13 protein-coding genes and 2 pseudogenes are annotated in these 24183 nt (G+C 44.9%); 5 read left to right on the top strand and 10 right to left on the bottom strand.

All coding sequences use genetic code 11. From position 1 onward, the window contains the following. The first annotated feature begins 6 nt into the window (after positions 1–6). Both C1709_RS00535 and C1709_RS00530 read left to right on the top strand, forming a co-directional pair. Complete coding sequence (locus C1709_RS00535) at positions 7–318, top strand: helix-turn-helix domain-containing protein (protein WP_007173254.1); 312 nt, start codon at positions 7–9, stop codon at positions 316–318. A gap of 360 nt (positions 319–678) precedes the next feature. Next, complete coding sequence (locus tag C1709_RS00530) at positions 679–1098, top strand: plasmid mobilization protein (protein WP_102285009.1); 420 nt, start codon at positions 679–681, stop codon at positions 1096–1098. A gap of 16 nt (positions 1099–1114) precedes the next feature. Here the strand turns inward: C1709_RS00530 and C1709_RS00525 are convergent, their stop codons facing one another. From C1709_RS00525 to C1709_RS00480, 10 genes and pseudogenes are all read right to left on the bottom strand, one after another. Further along, a complete protein-coding gene (locus C1709_RS00525) occupies positions 1115–1597 on the bottom strand; it encodes a hypothetical protein (protein ID WP_004338582.1) in 483 nt (160 codons plus the stop codon). 1 nt (position 1598) lies between these two features. Beyond that, a complete protein-coding gene (locus C1709_RS00520; RefSeq protein ID WP_102285008.1) occupies positions 1599–3827 on the bottom strand; it encodes a peptidase domain-containing ABC transporter in 2229 nt (742 codons plus the stop codon). A 2-nt stretch (positions 3828–3829) separates the two neighbouring features. Then, complete coding sequence (locus C1709_RS00515) at positions 3830–6133, bottom strand: outer membrane beta-barrel family protein (protein WP_245836885.1); 2304 nt, start codon at positions 6131–6133, stop codon at positions 3830–3832. Between the two features lie 114 nt (positions 6134–6247). Beyond that, positions 6248–7450, bottom strand: coding sequence for an ISL3 family transposase (locus C1709_RS00510; protein ID WP_245836883.1), 1203 nt, complete (start codon positions 7448–7450; stop codon positions 6248–6250). Positions 7451–7512: 62 nt separating this feature from the next. After that, a complete protein-coding gene (locus C1709_RS00505) occupies positions 7513–8841 on the bottom strand; it encodes a radical SAM/SPASM domain-containing protein (RefSeq protein WP_102285006.1) in 1329 nt (442 codons plus the stop codon). Between the two features lie 186 nt (positions 8842–9027). Next, positions 9028–9231 (bottom strand): hypothetical protein, encoded by a 204-nt coding sequence (locus C1709_RS00500; protein WP_036864110.1) that lies wholly within the window; start codon positions 9229–9231, stop codon positions 9028–9030. Positions 9232–9633: 402 nt separating this feature from the next. After that, the gene (locus C1709_RS00495; RefSeq protein ID WP_025878271.1) at positions 9634–10572 is read right to left on the bottom strand and encodes an IS30 family transposase; all 939 of its coding nucleotides are present in this window, start codon (positions 10570–10572) and stop codon (positions 9634–9636) included. 490 nt (positions 10573–11062) lie between these two features. Further along, positions 11063–15715: pseudogene (locus C1709_RS00490) on the bottom strand (N-6 DNA methylase); the annotation flags it as partial. A gap of 94 nt (positions 15716–15809) precedes the next feature. After that, positions 15810–17963, bottom strand: a complete 2154-nt coding sequence (locus C1709_RS00485; protein ID WP_102285004.1) for a type IA DNA topoisomerase — start codon at positions 17961–17963, stop codon at positions 15810–15812. Positions 17964–17983: 20 nt separating this feature from the next. Continuing rightward, entirely contained in the window at positions 17984–19381 is a 1398-nt protein-coding gene (locus C1709_RS00480) for a DUF4099 domain-containing protein (protein ID WP_004336030.1), read from the bottom strand. A 369-nt stretch (positions 19382–19750) separates the two neighbouring features. Between C1709_RS00480 and C1709_RS01060 the strand changes: the two are divergent. From C1709_RS01060 to C1709_RS00470, 3 genes and pseudogenes are all read left to right on the top strand, one after another. Further along, positions 19751–19915, top strand: a pseudogene (locus C1709_RS01060) (SPASM domain-containing protein); the annotation flags it as partial. A 192-nt stretch (positions 19916–20107) separates the two neighbouring features. Continuing rightward, the gene (locus C1709_RS00475) at positions 20108–21661 is read left to right on the top strand and encodes an IS1182 family transposase (protein WP_102285003.1); all 1554 of its coding nucleotides are present in this window, start codon (positions 20108–20110) and stop codon (positions 21659–21661) included. Between the two features lie 363 nt (positions 21662–22024). Then, positions 22025–24175, top strand: a complete 2151-nt coding sequence (locus C1709_RS00470) for an outer membrane beta-barrel protein (RefSeq protein WP_237581491.1) — start codon at positions 22025–22027, stop codon at positions 24173–24175. Positions 24176–24183 lie beyond the last annotated feature (8 nt).

The raw sequence follows: 24183 nt of genomic DNA, 5'->3' as shown, positions 1-24183 counted from the left end.
TGAACTATGGCAGAGAACGAAATCGTTACACAGAAAAACCCTCAGATGCAGTTGTTTTCACAACTGATGGAGGGAATATTGAAGAAATTGGAGCGGTATTGCGCTACCGCCCGTCCGATGCTGGGCGGAGAGGTTTACCTCACTGGCGAGGAGGTTTGTAGCCAATTACGGCTCAGTACACGCACGCTCCAAGAGTACAGAAACTTAGGAACGCTTCCTTTCTACAAAATCGGAGGGAAGATACTATACAAGCAGAGCGACATACAGACAATGCTTGAAAGGCATTATAATCCAATACCGCAGACAGGTAAGTTATGAGTTAAGTTAAGACATCAGTCGCGACTTAAGTCAAATGGTCAGTTATAACTTTGGTCAAGAAATTAGTTTCGACCTAAGTCAAAATTAACTTTAGTCAAAAACATGTCAGCTCATAAAGTCAGTAAGTCAAGAAATTAGTCTAAACTTATCTCTTGATTTACTTCTTGAACTTTGAACTCTCGTCTATTAAAAGCACCCCAGAAAGGTTACTTTATGGAACATAACAAACTGTCTCTTTCTTTATACTGGCAAGGTGTGTCTTTGTGACACAAACTGCCGTTTGTCCCACAAAGACCCTTGCCCCAAATGGGGAATAAAATCACTCCGAAGTCGTGATTAGAGAAATAAAAACAAGAGAATATGGCAAGCGATAAATCAAGGAAAAGAGTAGCGAAAAAGTATGGTGATATGCCCGACAAGTGGGACGATTGGCACGTCCGTTTATCAGACCCGAAAGACCAAATACGAGTGATAGACCTCTATCACAAATCAGGCTCAATGTCCAAGTCCGATTTCGTGCGTGCAAGGTTATTGGGGGAGCATTTCAAGGTGATAACGGTGGATAAGTCCGCCGTGGAGTATTATCGCAAGCTCTCTGAACTCACAGCCCAAGTACATAAAATTGGAGTGAACTACAATCAGGTGGTACGACTGATGCGCCTTTATACGGCAGAGAAAAGCATACAGGCATTGTTGTGGGAGCTTATCGGTTTGACAAAAGAACTCACTGCCTTGCAAGAAAAAGCAGTGAGTTTAACCATTGACTATCGAGAGAGATAAGGAATGTTCGATGGAATTAGATGTCCCCAAGCATTTTTTGCAGCAGATTGCCCGATGTTCGAGTTATCTCGAAATCCACCGTTTGGTTTTCTACAGTTTTTATGTCGGCTGACTTGAAACGGCATAGTGCTTCCTGGCGCTCCAATGTGTCACGGACGGGAGACAGGTCTCGTATCTGTCCTGCAAACGTTCCATAGGGAGATTGCAGACAAATTATTTGTCCCTTCATCTTGTCAGGACGCTTGTTTTCAAACTTAAGCAAGATGGTTATATTTGTGCTGTCTACTGGTGTGGTAGCCGTTTTGTGTATGGTAGCCGTACCCGAATATACTTGTTTATAGGGCAGGAAATAGGCTACAGCAAAAAGGCAGAGCAACACCATTCCGATGGCGGTAATGCCATAACGGATAAGCGAGGAGGGTATCTGTCCCACGATACTGCGTACTTTCTCGCTGCGAAGCTCAAGACTCCGTTCCTGTTTCTTTTTCTGCTCTTCCATATCAGTTACCCAATTCTAATTGATTCTTTACTAAGGCAAAGTATTTGCCACGCTTGGTGGTCAGTTCCTCGTGTGTGCCCACTTCTGCGATTTTACCATCGTCAAGCACCACTATCTGATCAGCATCGCGAACAGTGGAAAGGCGGTGCGCCACCACTATAACTGTTTTTCCTTTGTAGAAGTCCGAGAGGTTTTCAGTGATGGCTCGCTCGTTGTTGGCGTCAAGGGCGTTGGTGGCTTCATCCAAGAAGACGAACATCGGATTTTTATAGACTACCCTCGCTATCAAAATACGTTGCCGTTGTCCCTGACTGATGCCCTGTCCGTCCTGTCCAATCATCGTGTTGTAAGCCAAAGGCAGGGCTTCGATGTAGTCAGCGATGTTTGCAACACGGGCAGCATGGCGGATGCGTTCGATGTCGGGCTCGTCGTCTGATATGGCAATGTTCCTCGCAATTGTATCGGAGAAGAGATACCCCTCCTGCATCACGGCTCCGCATTGGCTCCGCCACCAACCGAGATTGTATTCGTTCAGATTGGCATTACCTATCTCAATGCATCCATTTAGAGGCTCGTAAAATCCCAAAAGAAGTTTTACGAGCGTGGTCTTTCCACTTCCGCTTGACCCCACGATTGCCGTTACTTTGCCATTGGGAATGGAGAGATTGATATCGGAGAGAATATCTTTCGGACTGTAGATGTCGTATTTAAAGGAAAGATCTTTTATCGTGAGTGAATGTCCCTCGGCAGTTTCGTCCGTATAGGCATTTTGTGTTCTTTCAGCATTTTCTTCATTGCTCTCGGTATGTATTTCGTTCATGCGGTCAAGGCTGATGCTTACGTCCTGCCAAGAATAGATAAATTGAATGAGTTGCTCTACAGGACTATTAAGTTGCCCGATGATGTATTGCACCGCAAGCATCATACCGAGTGTCATGTTGCCGTGTATCACGGATGTGGCAGCAAGAACGGTAATTAAAATGTTCTTCACCTCATTGATGATAATGCTTCCTGCCTGTTGTACTTGTTGCAGATTGAGGGATTGCAGGTTCACCTTAAAGAGGTCGGCTTGTACATCCTCCCATTCCCAACGTTTTCGCTGTTCGCATCCCTGCAGTTTGATTTCCTGCATACCCCCTATGAGCTGGTAGGTAAGGTTGCGGTTGCGCCCTGCCTGCTCAAAGTATTTGTAATCAAGCTGTCTGCGCTTTTTGAGAAAAAGGATAATCCAACCTGCATATAGGACTGTGCCAAAGAGGAAGACGGCAAAGATACCGAGATTATAGACTGCCAGCACAACACCGAAGACAAGGAAGGTAAAGAATGAGAAAAGCAAACTAAGACTGCTCGATGTGAGGAACTGCTCCACCCGCCGATGGTCTTCAATGCGTTGCAGGAGGTCGCCCATCAATTTGGTATCGAAGAACTTCATCGGTAGTTTCATTAGTTTGATGAAGAAATCCGATATGAGCGAGATATTGATACGGGTGGAGATGTGCAAGAGTATCTTGGAGCGAATAAACTCGATGGCTGTTCGACTGAAAAGGAGCATCATTTCAGCCAGTAGCACCAACCATACAAACCCGATGTCCTTTCCCCCGATACCCATATCTACAATGGCTTGCGTGAGAAACGGGAAAATGAGTTGCAGCAGCGAGCCGATCATTAAGCCGAGTATGAGTTGCGTGAAAAAACGCTTATATTTCTTGAGATAGCTCCGAAGGAACTTCACTCGGTTATGCGTTGGGATAGTCTCCTCAGCCTTTTGAGCGTAGAATTGTTCCATCGGCTCGAGAAGCAGGGCAATACCTTTCTCCTCTCCTTCAGTTTTAGTGCTTACCCAATGCTCACAAAATTCCTCTTTCGTGTAGTTTACAAGTCCTTTGCTTGGGTCTGCCACGTAGATGGAGTATTTCCCTTTTTTGTGCTTTTTTATCTTATAGACAACGACAAAATGGTTTTGATTCCAATGGACAATACATGGCAGTAGAACTTCTTGGGATAGCATTTCAAAACTCAAACGTCCTCCAATGGTCTTGAAACCGAGGTTTTCTGCAGCCTTGCTGATACCAAGAAGAGAAACACCTTCTTTGCCTAAGGAACAGATTTTCCGCAATTGCTCCTTATCAGCTTGCTGTCCATAATGTTTAGCTATAATCGCCAAACAAGAAGGACCGCAATCCATTGCATCACGTTGGTAACATATTTTCAGACTCTTCGTAATAAACATAGTTACTTACCTCTAAATATTCCTGTTTCGTTGTCACGATTCCATACTCCCTTTTGTTCTGATTGATATTTACGTCCGCGCGAAAGATTCCACGTTAGATTCAAGGAGATCATATTTCCCCATTCTGGAATATATACAGTTAAATCTTTCTTGACGAATTGAGAGTGCGTAGCCTCTCCGAAAGTAGAGCCATTTTTTAGGAATAGATGAGAGCCATAAAGACCGATGGAAAGGTCTTGTGTCAGTTTATAATTCACTTGTGCTTCTATGTTTTGACCAGTGGTGTTCTCACTTTCTCCATTAAAGTTTCTTTCCTTTGCAGACCAAGAAGCTCTGAAGTTCCATTTGCCTAAAAACAGTTTCGAGCCAACATATCCCCATAGGCGATGGAAATTGTGGGTATAATTGTTTCCTACGTAACGAGACAGCAGGTACGAGAATCCACCATCCAACGTCAGAACATTGGGTATGACATAGAACTGAACATTTGTATAATTCCAAAAGTCGGCTGCTGATTTCTGCTGCTCATAGCCAAAATCAAACCATGTTTTCCCATTTGTCTTGCCGTTTCTTGTTATTTCTTCTAAGATAGGCTTTTGGCTATACATGTACCCCGTTGTATTTTCAATATAGAAGTATTTATGCTCGTAAGAAAGAGTTAGCGTCTGTGTGTATCTGCTGTAGGATTTTAAGTTAGGATTGCCTACATGATATTCGTATTCATTAGACTGTTGTCTGTTATTGCTCAGATTAGCCAAAGACGGTGCATTGGGAGATATGTTGAAGACGTATCGTATATTTCCTTTGCCCAATATAGGGTAGCTGAGACTTAGGGATGGGCGCAAAAGAAAGTAATAATAACTCTCTGTCCCTTGCGAATAATATTGATAGCTGCCTCCTATACCAAGCATATAACGTAACTGGCTGAATCTTCCTGAAATCTGGGAATAAAGATAGGTACTGCTGTTGTGCATTTCATTGATGATGTCGGAAGTTCCCGTATATTTATTTTTGGTATAGCCCTGCAGATGACTGATTCCAGAAGTCCAGTTGGACTTGCCCAAAGGCTGACTATACTTGATATCGCCAATAAGAGAATAGCGTTTGCCGTCTGTATCGTAGCCGTATTGTGATGTCGGCAAGTCAAAATCTTCATTATCGAAAGTCTTAAAGCTATATCCATATTTCGTGTCATACATGGTACCTACTAAATTGAAAGTCAATGTACGATTTTTCTTAAAATAGCGTCTAAAGAACAAATCTATTATAGGCGAGAAATAATGTTCTGTAGGTTCAGTCAAAGCGTAATATGTAGGCTTACCCGTTTCAAAAATTCGCTGACGGTGACCTCTGTTTGGACTATTATAGAAGTGAGAGCTTAGCTGTGTTATAAAGCTATACTGTCCCTTCTTTGTCAAATCATAGGTAATGCCGAAGTCATGGTTTGCGTATGCCAGCTTTGTATTGATCCCCTCACGGCGTATTTCGTGTAGGTTTCCATCAGCTAAGGTATAGGTATCCGTTTGGTCGATGTGTCTTCGACTTAACTTTGAAAAATCATTCTGATAGTAAATACCCCATTTGGACAGACGGTGATTGTATTGAGCATAGATATAATTTTTCCCATTCATAGTAGTTACAGCATCATTCAGGTTAAAACCGATAGACATACCATTCATGCGTGGCTTAACGACAATATTGATAACGGCAGCATGTGTCTCCAGTCCAAATTCAACACCGGGATTATCAATGTACTCTATACGTACAACCTCATCTGGCCGAAGGGCAACGACATCGGCTTGCGAAGCACGCTTTTCGTTGATAAAAATGGGGACACTTCCCGATCCACGCTTCTCGACCTTTTTGTTAGCCATATCTACATAAATACCGGGTAAATTAACTTTATCTATGAGATCATAGCCAGAGTTTGAACGCTTAATGTCATCTTGGGATGGAAACAATAGCTTTCTATCCACTTTATTGATAAATCTATCAGCCTTGACCGTCACTTCTTCGAGAACGTTCTCCTCCAATCGTATTGTATCAAGCTCTATCGCTTTCGGTATTTTCTGTAAAGAAAGCAAGTAGGGAGCATAGGCTGCATGTTTAATTTCAAGAATACAGTCTTGTCCTTCGAGCATTTTTGTTTCCACACTAAATATTCCTTTCTTGTTTGAAGTAGAAATACTCTTAGCTGGTTTCCCCTTGCAGGTCAGTGTAACAGAGGCATCACCGACTGGCTGTTTCTCTTTATTAACTATTGTGCCTGTAACTTGCGCAGAGCAAACGTTACCCGTCAATAGCATTATAGCAGATATACTTAAAAATAGAAATCTATTATTCATGAAATTGTTGTTTTTTCTGATTTACAAAATTGAGAAATTCTTCCCATAAATTCTTATCCTTTCTTATTTTGGGGTCTATAACGTTTCATGTGGGTAATCGAGTTTTAATCCACCTGTTACGAAGTAGACCATATACTTAAAGTTTTCTGTATTGACAAATCCTCTTGCCCTCTTTTTAGCGAGTTGTATTTGTGAGTTAAGTCCCTCAAGGATTCCATTATTGACCTCCCTCATTGCAAAGAGATTCTTTATTCCGAACATGTGCGACCTGACCATCGCCACAAAGTCTGTCATGGGCTTGATGGCAGCTTCCTCTACCATCTTGCACCACCGTTCAAGCCTTTCCACGGAATCCTTTGTACATTCGTTGAATATATCTGCGAAAGATTCCTTGAAACCATAAGCTTTGCCAATGGTTGGATATGTCAGCAGTATGGTCTCCAGTTCCATCGCTTTTTTCTCCGAGAGATTCTTTTTGTTGTACAGCAGCGTGAACCGATGTCCCTTGAGCAGTCTGGCATCCGCATGCTCCAGCTTGCGTACCGTGTCGACAGCCTCGTTGAGAGCCTTGAAGATATGGAACTTGTCGAATATAATCCCTGCCTTGGGAAAGTGTGTCAAAGCTCCTGATATGAACGACTTGGACATGTCCATACTGATTGCCTCGATATTCTCTATCTTACCCTTCTTCTCGACAAGAGCCTTGCTGAAAGCCTCGAATGTACCCGCGTCCTTGCCGTCCGTAACAAAGATGGTCTTGCGAGTGTCCAAGTCTACGAACTGTGTGATATAATTATGTCCCTTTCTTTTAGAGGTCTCATCCACTCCGATGCGATGTACCTCGAACATATCTATCTTGTCAACAGCTTTGCGCACCCAATGGTTGAATATGCGCCAAATGCGGGGAGCCGTCTCGCGGACAGTGCGGGAAACGCTGTTCACCGGCATCTCACGCTCGATGAGAAGCATGGAGTAAGCCTCGAAAAGCAATGTGAAGCCACTATTCTTGCGAGCCCATGGCACGTCCACCATCGAAATCTCATGGTCGCCAACCTTGATGCGGGGAACACTGGCATGAAGGTAGCAAAGATGCTCGAAGAAATTTAAGTGACGCCAAGTCTTGTCTATGGTGTCATAGGCTGTAGCCTCTGCCTCACCGACTTTGAAACGATGACCACGAGGGAAACTTAGCCATATATGAAGCTCCTTGGCGGAATGCTCGCCATTGATAAACTCAATCTTGGATACTGTCCAAGGTTCTGACAGGCCTAATGCCATTGTAAATATCTCGGTACTATTCATTTTGCAAAGGTAACATTTTGACGAGAAATATTCGCTACCTACCCACACGATTCGTTATAGAGCCTTATTTTGCTAATTAGAAGGATTATCCTTTCAATATGTTCTCTATTTTGTATGCATAAACCCTTATTAGGTATAACTTCATATCTGCTATTCTTTTTATTGAAAAACCATTTCCTAGTGCAGCCTGCACAGATATTTATAGCCCAACATCCCCCACATGTCTTTTCCTTATTGTCTAATAAGGGAATTAAGGGGTGTTTGCGAATGTATTCTTCAGGGGAATTAAATATATTTTTCCCAAATATATTTCCCATATTAGCTTCTTCTATCCCATTATCCATATGGCATGCGTATATATTTCCAGTAGTAGATACAGCAAAAGTTTTTTTTATTATTTGGCACATTTGCTTAGGCTCTTTGTATACAATTGAAGATAGAATACTCCAAAATCCTTCTGGGAGTTCTAATTCTGAAAATTTAAGTTCTTCTGAAACCTTCTGAATGGAAGAAGAGCCTTTTATGTTAATGTCGTCAGTTATTATACCTTCTAAGCCGATAGAGTTAAAAAACTTATGTAAGTCAGTATGTGTTATATTATTTCTAATATTAATGTCAGTATATGTGGCTTCATATTTTATGGAGATATTACTATTTTTGCGAATGGTATTTATAAATGAAATTATTTTTTCATAACTTCCTTTACCGTCAGGAAAGACTCTATTTGCATCATTAATTTTTTCGGGTCCATCTATGCTTATTGTAATAAACTTTATGTGTTTTATAAGGATTTTTAGGATAGAACTATTCATTATAGTTCCATTGGTAATAATACCGAAAGACGGCATTTTATTTATTTTTCCTTTTTCGTATAGAGATTCAAAACTGTTACAAACATAATCTATTATTTTAATATTGAGAAGAGGTTCTCCTCCAAAGAAGACTATATTTTCAATCTGATCGAAATGAAATCTGCAAAAATCTATGAAAGAATCAGCAGTACTGTATGACATAAGTTCTCTTTTTTGATTATAATTTCCGCCTGTCGCATAGCAATAGCGACACCTTAGATTACAATCGTTCGAGATGTGTAACGTTATTCGATATATGTGTCTCTTATCATGAAAACAATTAGAAACTTTCGGAATATGAATAGACTCAAGACAATGATTAAGATTTTCAAGTAGGTTCAGAATTTCTCCCTCTTTATATCCCGTTGTTAGGGCAATTTGTCCAATAGAAATCCCTTTTTGATATAATGATAAAACCTTGTATACCTGTTGGGGTAAATCCAAGATGGAATAGGTTTGAGGATGAAATGCGAGAGTACTTTCTTCACCCTTTATTAAGTGTAATAATTCTACCATACTTAATATATTCAAATTTATATAAAAATGAACAAAGAAAGCTTCATAAAACTCAAACTTAAAAAATATTCATATTAAAAGCGAATTTTAAAAAGCTTTCTCTCATAATTCAACAGACTTTTCTAAAGAATATTCACAAAAGCAATTCTTAGAAATACTTTCCTATAATCTTATACAATTTTCGAATTAAAGTTTAACAACAAAATATTGCAAACTTGTATCAAATTTTATAGCAACTCTATAAATGAATAAAAGGAGATGGTTCTTGTTGTTGGCTACTGCAATTTCCATTACTTCCTCCGCAGCCACTTCCATGGCTACAGTTTCCATTGTCACCGCCACAGCCACTATTCTCACCACAATTTCCATTACTACCGCCACAACCTGCATTCGCAACGGAAGTTAAACCTCCTTTTACCTCGCTTAAATCGATTAATTCAAATGTTAGCCCTTTTGACATAATTATTATTTTTTAATTGTTTGACATAGTTAAATAAATTACCTCTCTTAGCTACTTATTTATATTAATATAGCTAATTGCTCATCTTTGTACTCATTTTTGCTAATCATTAATTTGGTTAGTATTATGCCATGTGTTATAATTATATGGTCCTAGCAAGGGAATCTATAAGGTGCTCATATTTATAAGCTATAACAATTAGGCTATATATGTTTTATAGTTAGACACTACAAAGTTAAACAAAAAAAAATGTATTTCCAATTATTCTGTAATTTTTTTTTGCGATTTCTTGAAATTGCATCTTTACGTAGAGTCAACCAGCAAGTGCAAAATTACAAAACGTGTTTGAAGAACTCGCACTTAGGTGTAGAAAAGTTTAATTTTTCTCTCGGTCTTTCGTTCAATTTCTTTTGTATCGACATAATTCTCTTGTCTGTGTAATGTTCAAACGAATCCTTTTTCGGTATATATTGTCTGATTAGTTTATTTGTATTCTCAATCGCTCCCTTTTGCCAAGAACAATATGGATCAGCGAAGTATACGGGCACGCCTAAGAACTTGGTAATGTCCTTATGTGCTGCAAATTCAGGTCCGTTGTCTGTTGTAATGGTCTTCAGACAGTCCTTGTATGGTAGCAGCAGTTTCCTAACTACCTTTGCCAGAGGCTTTGACTGCTTTCCAAATGGCAGTTTCTGCATAAGCAGCATATTGGTGGATTTCTCTACCAGTGTGAGTATGGTATGCTGGTCAGGGTCTACGATCAAGTCCATCTCAAAATCTCCGAATCTCTTCCCGTCAACTTCCTTACTTCTTTCATGGATACTCAACCTGTCTTTAATTGGAAGATGTCTGCCCTTGGGACGATGTCTGTATTTCATCTTATGCCTTGTGTGTTTGGCAAGTTCCCCTGTTGTATCATTATGAATGATATTATAAATGGATTGGTGGGACACCTTTATTCCCTCATTCTTGCGCAGATAACCTGATATTTGTCGTGGAGACCACTGGTCATTGGTGATATATTCCTTAATCCTCCAGACTAATTCATCGGAGAGCCTGGCGTTCTTTACCGTTCTCTTTCTGCGCTGCATAGCCATATCGTGCGCCTTTGTCCAGATATACTTTCCCGATGGCGTGCTGTTGCGTTTGATTTCACGTGATAGTGTTGACTGACTGATGCCGACGATTGCGGCAATCTCTTTTCTCCCTGTTTTCTTTTGAAGTAAGGCGAAAATTTGCGACCTTTGCTCCGAGATTAATTGATGATACATTTGCAATACAAAGTTAGTTAATCTTTGGGAGACAGCGGTCTCCCTTTTTTTATTTGTATTGCTGGTTGTTTTTTTCCTCGCCGAGAGATGCAGACAACCTCTCGCTACGCTTCGAGAACGTCTGCATCTCTCGGCGAGGGCTACTCTTTTATTGCACTTCGTTTTGGAACTTGCATTTATCTTACTTTACAGTGTAAAATAATTGATTATGAGCCTTTTTGATAGCATAATAACAACACTAAAACTTGAATAAATAAGTGCCAATAGAATTAGATGTGAATATTTTAAGGTGTATCTACAATTTATTTCTCTAAAAATACACTGTTTTCATCAGAAAATATTATCTTTGCATTATCAATTTAAGTGCTCTTTGAAGTAATGCAGAATAAAGAAAGGGTAAGAAACTCGCTCGTTTCCAAGTCGTAACCCATTTATCCTTTATTCGTTCTTAGTTTGTTGATTATCTGAAAGATACAAAATTCTTGAATCTTTTGCGGGCGTAGTCGGTGGCGATGAGCATCTTTGCCTTTTCCTCGCTCTCGCTGAGCGGCGCACGTCCCAAAAGTGTGGCGTTACCCGTCTTGGCGAACTCCATCAGCTTGCCGATAAATTCCTCCTGCTCCGGCGTTGGCGGTATGTTGTGCAGTATCTCGTTCTTCTCGGGGCGGTCGATACCGATGTCCTTAGCGGTACGGAAGTCGCATATCTCTGCATAGAACGCCGCAAGCTCCGGCACCTTGATGAAAGTGCGGAACCGTTCCTTCTGGATAATCTCATTAGTGATGGAGAACTCATAGTCGGTCGATTTCTTGGCAAAGACTGCCGCCCAAGCGTCAAAGCTGTTGATGCCCTGCCGCTCCAACGCCTGCGGGCGGAGGTACTTAAACAGAAGGTACAATTCTGTCAGTGAGTTGCTGATGGTCGTTCCCGAAAGGAAGGTTGCCCCCAAGTCCTTGCCAGACCGCTCCTGTATGGTGCGTATGGCAAAGAGCATGTTCAGGGCACGCTGTGAGCCGTCGGGATTGCCCAAGCCCGACACCCTGTCGTGGCGGGTGTTGAACATCAGGTTCTTGAATTGGTGGCTTTCATCGACAAAGAGGTGGTCAATGCCCATCATCTTGAAGTCCACGGCATCGTCCTTGCGCTCGGCGATGCTGTCCTGTATGTTCTGCAACTTCGCTTCAAGTGTCTGCTTGCGCTTCTCCAAGCCTTTGAGCATACCACGGGAGATGTCCGCTCCCTGCATACGCAGGACTTCGAGGTTCTCCTCCACGGAGTCCATCTCCTTCTGCAGGATAGCCTCCTGTATCTCCAGTGCCTGCGGTATCATTCCGAACTGCTCGTGCGTGAGGATGATGCAGTCCCAGTCATTGTTCTTGATGTCATTGAAGATACGCTGGCGGTTCTGCTTGCTGAAATCGTTCTTGCCCGGATAGAGAATCCTCGCATTGGGATAAGCCTTGCGGAACGTGTCGGCAATGTCGAATACGTTTGCCTTCAGTCCGATAATCATCGGCTTGTTCGCCAGTCCCAACCGTTTCATCTCGTAGGCTGCCGTACACATGATGAGTGTTTTGCCCGCTCCCACCTCGTGGTCGCAGATACCCCCGCCGTTGGTCTTGAGCATCCATACGGCATCCTTCTGGCTCTTGTAAAGGTCGGCTATGCCTAACCTTTTCAAATCAAGATCGGGAAAGGTCTGGTGCGTGCCGTCGAAGTTGGGTCGTACAAAACAGTTGAAAAGACGGTTGTAACGGTCGGAGAGCTGCTGCTTGAACGTGTCGGGTGTCCGTCCGAGCCAATCGACAAAGCCCTGCCGTATCTCCTCAATCTTGGCGTTCGCCATCTGTATGGCGTGTCCATCACGCACTTTTATTGTTTTTATTTCTCCCGTAATCTTATCCGTCACCTCCTTGCTCTTGTTGATGTCGGGAATGGTATTGTGAAGGGCGTGCTTCAGGAGGTTGATGCCGTCATAGCGGCGAAACTCTCCCCGAATGGCATACTTGTGCCAGATGTTGGCGTTCTTATGGTCACAGACAATGGAATACTCGTCCATGTTGGAATGATAGGACACATTGATGTCCGTCTCGAAGAACTCCGAGGCGAACCTGTCGTAGACTTTGGCGGGTATCCATCGCTCGCCGAGGTTGAAGTCCAAATCGGCAAAGGGAATCGGTGTCGGCGTGGCGGCACGCAGGGCGGCAAGGCTCTGCTTCGCTTCCTCATGCTCGGGATGGTCCAAGAGCCACGACTCGATACGCTCCGCCTTCTCGATCACGTTGCCCGAAATGAACTTGTCGGCTACCTCGTAGCCGTCCTCCTCGGGATTGTAGAAGATACGTCCCTCCAAGGCGGAAAGCATATCACTTTCCTCCATGTCGGGAAGCAGGGAACTCATATAGTCAATCTCCACCGTGCCGTACTTGTTGAGCGATGCGCCCAATGCCTCCATCGGGTCTGCGGCAACGGACAGTTCGGTGGCGGCAAATGCCGTGGGATGGTCGAAGATGTCCGCCTTGATGTACCTGCCGTTCTCGGAGCGTTCCAAGAACAGCATTTCCATACCCGTGGCATCCATTTTTATCACATCGGTGTTTGCCTTCTGGTTGAAATAGCCCCAGCGTAGGACATAGCCGTCATAAAGACGGTTGAGTTTCTCGCGTTCCTCCTTGTCCTCAGTTTGGTTGTTTGCCTCATAGTCATATAGACGATGGTAGCTCTCCCGTATCTCTACATACGATTTCAGCCGTGAGATTTGCGCATAAGGCAAGTCCATCGGATTGAAGGTGGGATGCCGCTTCAAGTCGGAGAGAAAGCCGACCTGTCCCTTCTGCACGACGATGGAGCCGTCCCTTAAATGGGCATCGGGTGATGAGAGAAAGGGACGGGGTGAGGCATCAAACTCCTTTTTTACCTCCGCTATGGGCTGTGGGGTACGTTGCTCGGCTTCGTCCATAAAATCGAAGAGCGACGGCTCTCTCGGGGATGGAGAAGTGTTTTTACGAGGCGTGCGGGTGCGTCGGACGGGAGTTTTGTGAGCCGGAGGCGAAGCTGTCTTTTGCTGAGCGGTCTTGTTCTCGGAAATTTCTTTGTTCACCCTTGACACTTCCTGTGTCCACAGGCTGTATTCCTCGGGGGCAAAGAGTGTCCCCTCTGCTTTTGTTTCGTTCTCGTTGATGATCGGATGATGGTCCTCATCGAAATAGACCGTCTGCCCGTTCATCTCCCGCGGGGCTTCCACATCCGTGCGAATTTCCTTCGTTTCCTGTTCATACTGACGGTGAAGGGTCAATGCTGGCACCCCTTCGGGGGCGGGTTCATAGGGAACTTGGTCGGTTGTTTGCAAGGTTTGCCCATCCACCTCTTCCTTGACCGACTTACTGACCTTTTCAACTTGAACTTCCTCCTTTTCTTCTTCCGTGGAAAGCTTCTCCTCCATTGGCTGAGCCTGGACTGTCGGCTCGGCTTTTTCCTTGATTTCCCCGATTATCGGTTCCTTGGTATATTGTCCCCTTACTATCTCCTCCAATTCTGCAATCTCGTGCAGTTTCTTGGGTGTAAAGTACAAATCGCGTTCGATGCCCAATCCGTGTATCTTCACTTCCTCCATCTCATCGAGCGACATATTGCCCAGCTCCCAACCATAGCCCATCGTCACGGCACCGAAACCGATACGAGTCTTCGGGTCGTACTCCAAGAGATATGCCGTGTAAGCTCCCATCGGAAAGAAATAGCGTGCGTAGGCGACCTTATCGCCTATCAGCCCCTTTTTCGTGCTGTACAGTTTGGGCAGTTGCTTCCTGATGCTGTCGGGCATCAGATTGTAAGCATTCTCGGTTTCCTTATCCTCCGTTGGCTTTTCTTCGGGCAAATCAACCGTTACCTCCAACTTGTGCAGCTGCTTCCCGGCTTCCTGCTGCCGTTCCTCCTCCGTCATTGGCACGCCCGTCTCGTAGAGCTTGCGGTCAAAGTGTTTTCCTACATCTTGCGAGAGTTGAATCCGAAGACTCTCTGCCATATCGTCCATGTTCCCATCAAAGCTGTACTCCCACGCAGGCTTGCCGTATGGATCTGTACCCATCGTGCGCTCCGTGGCGATGGTGCGGTGGGCGACGTCTTTCCATTCGCCCTCAAAGAGCGAGTTGTGGTTAAAGGCAATGGAGAAGCCATCGCCTTTGGAAACGGAGGCGGTTTCTACAAACTGCTGCTCGGTGCCTTCACCGATTTCCTTTCCCGTCTGTTTTTGAAGAACAATGAGGTCGCTGCCCACTTCCGTCCCTGCGTTTTCGGAGAACATACCCGACGGCAGGCGGATGACGGAGACAAGACGGCTGTTCTGCATCAGATAACGGCGGATGGCTTCGTTCTTGGGACTGTCCAATACGCCCTGCGAGGTGATGAAAGCCAGCAGACCGCCCTCCTTGAGCGTGTCCAGTCCCTTCACGAAGAAATAGTTATGAATGGCTCGTGTGGACTCCCGTCTGAGAATGTCCTTGCCCTTGCTGTACTCACGGTCATAGACCATGAAATCGCCAAAGGGGATATTGCTGGTGACAAGGTCGTATTTGTCCTTATCCTCCAACTCCCCGATGGCTTCAAAGGGATCTTGTCGGACAAAGATGTTGCCTTGCCCGTAAGGATGCAGGGCTTGTGAGATACGGGCGGTAAGCAGGTCTTTCTCCATTGCATCAACCGTGCTTGCCTTCTTTGCGAAAGTCTCGGCAAAGGCTCCCATACCTGCCGAAGGGTCTAAGCAGCGACGTATGGGTACATCTACGGAAGTGAGTGCATCTGCAATTGCGCCTACGATGCGGGTGTCGGTATAGAAGGACGTGAGCACGCTTGCCTTGATGCTCTCCCAATAGCGTTTGGCGGTATTGGCATCGACGGCTTCACGGTATATCATCTGTTTGAGCCTTTGGGTCGGCTCGAAGAGTTGTTGCTCCGACTGGCTCCAGTAGCGGAGGTCGTCGGGATTGTCACATCGGTTCAGTACGCATTTCAAGCCACCGAAGCCCTGATAGCCACGCAGGGTGGCTTTTTCTTCCTCGATGGCTTCGCGGCGTTCCTTTTCCAGACGCAGCACCACACGGATGGCTTCCGTGTTGGCTGCCAAGACTGCTTTCTTATTGTATGCCATAGTGTTTTCTTTTTAATTTAAGAAGGAAAAAGGTCGGAAGATATAAAGTATATTATCTCCCGACCAATTCCGTTCCTCTTTGTTTCTGTCGGGATTATCTCCCTCTTTGTTTTCCCTTCCTGCTTTCAAATTCAAAGGAAGTGGTGTAGTCTTCATTCAGGACAAGACGGGCGTTGAACTTCTTTCCAGCCTTGCTCGTCAAACCTTTGAGGACGGGCGTTCGTCCCGTAGTCAGCAAGTCCCGGATGTTGTCCTCTGTGAGAAGCGTACCGCAGACCTCACGGAAGACATGGAAATCGCAGCCCTCGTGTCTGCACTTGGCGATCTTGGCATAGATGCCCACGCTCTCACAGCCGCACTTGGGACAGCGATATACAGGATAGGACTTCTGTTCGGGGGCAAGGGAGAGCAGTTCCTCGCAGATGGTGCCGACGTAGGAGTTGATGCCTTGCGCGAACTTTTCGGGCGGCATCTGTCCCGCTTCTATGGCGGCAAGCGTCAGTTCCCAGCTTCCCGTCATCTCCGCATTGGCGATTCTCTTGTCCTTGACAATCTCATAGACTGCCAAGCCTTTCTCTGTGGGGATGATAGATTTCCTGTCCCTGCGGATATAGTCACGGAGGATAAGGGTTTCGATGATGTTAGCACGGGTGGCAGGTGTGCCGATACCACATTCTGCCATAGCCTTTTTACTCTCTGCATCTTCTACCTCTTTCCCTGCGTTTTGCATTCTGCGAACTCCGGCTGCACTCGGCATAGTCAAACGAGTTTGCCTATGCTCTCGTTGGCACGGACTTTCCATAGCCGAGAGTAAGGTACCCTCCGTATAGAGTGGCTTAGGCTTGGTCTTATGCTCGGTAATCTCAACATCGAGGATAGGTAGGTATTCTCCTTCTACCACGTTGGGCAACGAAGACAAAACCTGCTCGTCTCCGTCCTCTTTCTTCTCCACTTCTGTTGCCTTGTCTTTCTGCACGGCTTTCCAGCCCAAGGAGATTTGTCGGCACGCTTTCCAAGTAAAGGCGTTGGTGCCGTCTGTGAACCGCACCTGCATACGTTCTTCCTCGGAATCGGGAGAAAAAGCTTCGACAAAGCGGGTTACTACCATCTGATAGACGGTCACCTCGTCTGCCGATAAGCCCTGTGGTGTTTCCCCCGTGGGAATGATGGCGTGGTGGTCGGTTATCTTTGCGTTGTCCACCGAATGGCGGTTAAGCGGATTGGATAGCGTTTTACCTATCTTGCGTAGCAGGGCGGGTACTTCCTCGAAGACATCCTCGCTGATGTATCGGCTGCCTGTGCGGGGATAGGTCGTGATTTTCTTCTCGTAGAGAGTCTGGGCTATAGAGAGGGTCTTGTCCGCTGAAAAGCCGTGGTGTCTGTTGGCTTCCTTCTGCAGGGCAGTAAGGTCGTACAAGAGTGGTGGTGCGGTATGCCCCACCTTTTTTGCGACCGACTCTGCTTTAAGCCCGCTCTGTCCGTGAAGCACAGCGAGAGCGGATTGTGCGCTGGCTTCATTTTCAAATGCAGTTTCGCACACGGCTTTCAGCGACACGCCCTCTTTCTCCATAAGCGCGGAGAGTTTCCAATAAGGTACGGAAGCAAAATCACGGTTCTCTATGTACCGACGGCAGACCATAGCGAGTGTCGGGGTCTGTACCCTTCCCAAAGAGTAACCGCCTTTGCGAGCGATGGACAGGGCACGGCTGGCATTGATGCCCACAAGCCAGTCGGCTTCGCTTCTTGCCTTGGCAGAGTAATAGAGATTATCGTAATGGCTTCCCGGCTTAAGATTGGAAAGTCCTTCACGGATGGCTTTATCCGTGAGGGAGGAAATCCAAAGTCTGTCAAAAGGTTTGTGGCAGTTCAAATGGTTGTAGATATAGCGGAAGATGAGTTCACCTTCACGCCCGGCATCGGTGGCTACGATGATGCGGTCAGCCTTGTCAAAGCAAACTCGAATGGCTTTGAGTTGCTTGAGTGCTGCGGGGTCTGATGTGTACTCCTTATCCTTGCGCACTTGTCGCACGATAAGTTGGAAGGGATTGGGACGAATGGGCAGGTCTTCGGCTTTGTAGGCGGAAAAGCCGTAGGCTTCGGGCATGGCAAGGGTAATAAGATGTCCCATCGCCCAAGTAACCACATAGCCACTACCTTCTATATATCCGTCTTGTCTATTATTTGCCCCAACGATACGGGCAATGTCTCTGGCTACCGAGGTTTTCTCGGCGATAATACAAGTTGTCATAGTCGGTAAAGGATTAAGGGTTACATCTTACGTCCACGGGACTTCTTCTGCTTGTTTTCGTCCTGCTTCTGCTTTTGGGCGGCAGTAGGTTGTGTCTGCCCGGTCTTCAACGGCTCCTTCACGTTCTTGGTGGCTTCGTTGGTCTTACCGTGATTATTCACGGCAACCTGTGTCTTGTGTTCCTCCGCCACGGCTTCGACCTTGACGTTTTTTTGGCTCTTATCGGGATTCCATTTATAGAAACGAGGACGGTTCTGTTCCTTGTCCATACGGACATAGGCATTAAATGAGTTGCCCTCCTTATCGACCATGTTCTTCAGATAGAGCGTGCGCCCATTGTCCAAGGCTTCACGCTGCTTCGCTGAGAGTTCCAAGCCGCAGAGTTTGCGGGGTGCGCCCTGCTGTTGTGTCTGCTGCTGGCGTTCCTTGAAACCACGGTTGTTGTCGAAGATAAACTCAATCCCCTTCCGTTCGGCATTGACCTGCAGGGTGGCATTGAAGGTCTTGCCGCTCTTGGCTGTCATGCCCTCCATCTTCACGGCTTTGCCCTCCACGAGGTCTTTGTATTGTGCATCGGAAAGCGTAACACCCTTGATTTCCTTGGGAATGTTCACGCGGTCGGCACGCAGGGCGACAAGTTCATTGGTCTGTGGGTCGATGGAAACGTAGGCGGCAAAAGGCTCTCCGTTCTTGGGTGTTACCTCAATGGTCTTGCCGAGGTTGCCTGTAGTGAGTAGTTGCTCCTTATCTTCGGGCGAGAACTTATACCCCATATAGGGAAAATCGAGTTGTGGCTCTTTCCTCAAAGGATGGATAGCCAGCCCGATGTTGCCCTCGCCGTCCGTGCGGAAGGCAAGACGTGCATCGGTGTAGATGGTGGTATCGCCCATCGGGATGGCAATCGTAACGAGATTGCTTTTCTGCCAGTTGAGCATATTTGTGAGTTCTCCGCTCTGCTCCAACTGCTCACGGGAAAGTCCGAGGCGGTCGAGTTGCTTCCAGTCCACTTTCTCCGGGTCGATGGCGGTGGTGTTCTTCTGCTGTGGCAGATAGTCCTCAAAGGGTACGCCAATCTCTGCCAGCTGCTGCTTGCTTTCGGGCTTCTCACGGCTTTGGAGCAGGGTGCGCAGGTTGCCCACGCCCTGCTCCACATTGCTTGCCACCACCTTGTACAGTCCGAAACGGGTCGGCTCGTTGAACTGACGAAGGAAATTCTTCATGAAGTTCTCCAAGAGTCCCTCCTTGCTGTTGAACTTCAGAAATGCTGCTTGGTTGACGGCGGTGGCTTCGGTGGTCTTGAGGTTGCCCTTGTCGTCGATACCAGATACTACGGAGAGTTTCCCCGTTTCTTTCTCGTTCTTTACCTCTGTGCGGTCTTCCAAGACCAGCACATAGTTGTCATTGCTGTTTGATTCCATTTTTTATAAATTGTAATGATGAATACTAAAATCATCTGCTAAATTATAGTTATAATAAGAGAATGAAGAAGATGAAAGAAAAGCGGGAATTATTGGGAAATAACAAGAAAGTCTTTCTGTTTTAAATGAGTTTTTATCAGATGGAATCTGAATGATTGTCACCGTAAAAGTGTTGCGAAAAGTTAAAAAATAGCATTATGAGCATTTTTTTTATTTTTTATTGCGAACGATGCAAAAAATTGCTATCTTTATGCCGTCAAAGACAATAGATGATTCCGGAATTTTATCGCGTCAAAAGACCTTACTATGGGATTCATAGTTCGTATATGTTTAACTTAAAGCACTTCATCGCTATGAAATTACTAAAAGTTGAAGCCATTGAAGACCTTTTCGCTGTATTTGTGCGAACGATTATATTGGAACAAAAATTTTATCATAGGAGATTTGAAGCAAGATTCATTGGCAAAAATTTGGAGATCCCCACGAGCGATCTATCTGTCAGAATTAGAAAAACATATTGATGAGAAGAGTCCTTGTTTTTCTTGTATTGGCAAAACTGATTGTTATGGAAAAAACAAAAGATGTCTTGTTAATGTATTCTTACGATATGGGGGTGTGTCAAAATTGGCACACCCTCTTTTAACATATCACAAAGCCCGAACTTTCACAAGCACGGGCTTTGCCATTCCATATTTTTTTTGTACCTTTATGGAAAGAATTTATAGTATGTCAAAGGTACAATTTATTCCCAATCTAAGCAAGGAAATCCTGCTTTTTCCTTCAAGAATCGACGAAGATATCGCCGATGACGCTCCGGTACGCATTATCGACCATGTGCTTGACAAGATTGATATCAGCAACATATTGAAACTTTATCATGTAAAAGGGCGTAATGCATTCTATCCCCGTATGATGCTCAAGGTGATCATCTACGCCTACATGAACAACATTTATTCTTGTCGCCGCATAGAGGAATTGCTAAAACGCGATATCCACTTTATTTGGCTTGCTGGCTACAACAAGCCTGACTTCATCACCATCAACCGATTCCGCAACCGTGTGAAAGACGAGATTTCAAACGTGTTCACACAGCTGGTTCTTCTGTTGGCAGAGAAAGGTTTCATCACACTTGACGTGGAGTATGTCGACGGCACGAAGATAGAGTCCAAGGCCAACAAGTACACCTTTGTCTGGCGCAAGAACGTGGAGCGCAACATAGACAAGCTCAAGCGTCAGCTTGCCGTGCTCCTGTCTCAGGTAGACGACGTTATAGCCCAGGACAATGCAAGCAAGACCGAGTCAACCGGGATAACCCCAGCTATGGTCTGCGAGATAACATCACGTCTAAACGAGGAGCTATCGAAAGAAGCGCCACAGACAAAAGAGGCAAAGAAAGCATTGCGTGAGAAAAAGAAGCAGATAAAGGAGATAGAGAAAAAGGCGGCCTCTCTTGCAGATTATGAGCAGAAGAAGGAAACGCTCGGCAAGAGAAACTCCTTCAGCAAGACGGACCCCGACGCCACCTTCATGCGCATGAAGGAGGATGCGATGAACAATGGACAGACCAAACCTGGATACAATCTACAGATAGGCACCGAGAACCAGTTCATCCTCAACTACGCCTTGTTCCCCAATCCCACAGACACTCTGACATACATTCCATTCATGTACTCCTTTGCTGCACGCTATGGACATCTGACAAGCACTGAGGTAGCTGACTCCGGCTACGGCTCTGAGGAAAACTACCGCTTTATGGAGGAGAACGGTATCGAGGCCTACGTCAAATACAACATGTTCCACAAAGAGCAGCGTATGCACTATGCACCGGGTCCATTTCATCAGGACAGCTTCTTCTACAATGCCGGACAAGACTATTACGTATGTCCAATGGGGCAGCACATGGAACGCATTGGCACCAAACGCGACAAGACAGCGAATGGATACCAGACGGAAAGCGCAAGGTACAGAGCCCAAAACTGCGAAGGATGCCCGCTTAGAGGATCTTGTTTCAGGGCTAAAGGCAACAGAGTCATAGAAGTCAATCACCGCTTGAAGGAATACAAGCGCAAAGCATCAGAAAGGCTGACATCTGAGGTCGGAATAAAGCATCGAGGTCGCAGGTGCATCGAACCAGAGGCGGTCTTTGGACAGATTAAGGCTGACTACGGCTACAAACGATTCAGACATTTTGGAAAAGACAAGGTCGAAATGGACTTTGCCTTCTTTGCCATTGCCTTCAATCTGAAGAAAATGTGTGGAAAGTCGAAAAAGGCGGCATAATGGACCTGTGTTTACCATATTTTCAGTGTCGTGGAAAGTCTGGATGGCAATTTTAAGCCAATGGGACACCATATAACAAAAATCAATAAATAACTTTGTTTTTGCTTTCGCTAAACGATATACAGAAAGAGGGTGCGCCATAAATGACCATAGTCAATTATGACACACCCTCTTTCCAGACCCTTCATGTATAAATAGTATTTGAAAATGAAAAGATTCTTTATTTTTTTTATAGTTTTATTCTCGAATATCGTTATGTTCGCTCAGAATCAGAACTATAATATCAGATCACGAGTTTTAACCTTAGAAGATTCCATCCCAGTAAGTTTCGCAACAGTGAGACTCATGCAGACCGACTCCGTTATGGTTGGCTCAACCCTTACGGATTTGAACGGTCTGTTCGGTTTCGACACCCCATTAAAAGAAGGGATGTTTCTTTCCATATCCTCCGTAGGATGCAAAACCACAGATGTAATCCTTCCGTGTGATACCACGATTTATATTGAAAGCACCAATAAACTTGCAGAAGTCGTGGTTCGGGGAAGTAAGAGATATGTCAAGGGAACGCCGAGGGGCTTGCAAATCTCAATGGCAGGAAATCCTGTTGCAAAACTTGGCAATGCTATGGAGGCGATCAAGTACCTTCCGATGATTGACGCATCTGGCGGTGGGATATCTGTCCTTGGACATGGAACACCCGTTATCTATATCAACAACAGGCTTGTGCGTTCAATAAGTGAGTTGTCTTCACTTTCCGCCAACGATATATCCAATGTAGAAATTATCACCAACCCTTCATCAAAATATGGCGCCAATGTGTCATCTGTCATTCTCATACGCACAAAAAAACTTAATGAGGGATTCCATGCTGTCGCAGCAGGTAATGTTTCGGCAAGTGAAGAATGGTCAGAATCTGTCGATGTGTCACTGAATTACCATACAGAAAGCGGACTTACCGTCTTGGGAGATTTATCATACGGCTTTTCTGGCTTCAAACAGGATAGACATTATATTGAAGGTTTTTATTCAGAGAGTAACCCTGAATCAAAATATCGTACTGATACTTATTCCAAAGCCAAAAGCAGAAGCCAGTCCCTCATGGCAGACGCTGGCCTAAACTACGATTTCGGGAACAACTCCATTGGTGCAAAATACACGTTTCAGCGCACTCCCAAGAGTCACTATAGCGGCAATGCCAAATCCGTTATGGAAAATCAAGGGACCGAAGATGTAATAGCATCAATAAGTGACCTGCATAGTCAAAGCTCTATGCATCATGTCAACACCTTCGGCAGTTTTTCCTTGCCTGCCAATATCGGGTTACGCATAGACGCCGATTATGTAAAATCCTATCGTACTTCCAACTCGGGTGTAGATGAGAACAATTCTACCAATATGATCTACAATTCGAATGTAAGCAAAGCCTCTTTATGGTCAGGAAAAATTGTACTGTCAAGAAAAATCAGCAAGGTAGAGATAGAGGCTGGCTCGGAAATCTCATATACACGCAACAATCAGGATTATTTGGGGTCCTCCACCGGGAATCAGGATTTTATTGCTCCAGAAACAGACAATGTAAAACAAAATCTCTATGCAGGATTTGTCGGTTTTAACTGGACACCCAACAACACATGGAATATGTATGGTGGACTTAGACTTGAATCAACCAATACAGATTTCAGACAAAACAACGTTCTTCGTGAAGATTTATCAAAATCATATACAGACTTGTTGCCTAATCTGGGCATATCCTTTAACTCATCTATTCGTATGAGCTTGTTTTACAGAGCATCCGTGTCTCGTCCGGGATACCAATCTCTTGACAACACATACGTTTATGTTACTCCTACCCTTTGGGAAACGGGCAATCCTGAACTTCGTTCAACTCTCCGCCACAAAATAGGATTGAATCTTTATTATAAGAAATTTATCCTTCAAAGCTCATTCACAATGAACAAACGGAATGTGACCTCAATATATCGCTATGACAACACCGATCGTATTAATGTTGTACAACCAGTCAATCTGCCAGATTATAACTCATTCCAACTTGTGGCTGTCCAACAACTTGATTTCGGCTTTTGGCATCCCACCATACAGGGCGTGTTCTACGTTCAGGATTTGAAGTATGGCTCACCCGTAAGAAAATACAACAAACCACTCTATACTCTGTCGCTTAACAACCGGTTCGATATTCCCAGCAGCTTCTATGCTTATTTTAATCTGTTCGGTCTCGGGACCGGCAATCAAGATGTGATTTATAGCCGTGGTTCGTGGCAGGCATCGGTGACCTTGAACAAAACTTGGAGAAACTGGGTTTTCACACTCTCGGCTAATGATGTATTCAATACATGGAGACAGAAAATTGACACGTTCACCAATACTGTCGATTATTCTTCTGACATCCAAGGGGCATCCCGTTCAATCACATTAAGCATACGATATACTCTTAATGCAGCAAAGGGTAAATATAAAGGAAAAACATCTCGACAGGACGAGATAGATAGATTATAACTCCATAC

The sequence above is a fragment of the Metaprevotella massiliensis genome (assembly GCF_900241015.1).
The sequence above is the reverse complement of the archived record's forward strand: the minus strand, read 5'-3'. Positions and strand labels throughout refer to the sequence as shown.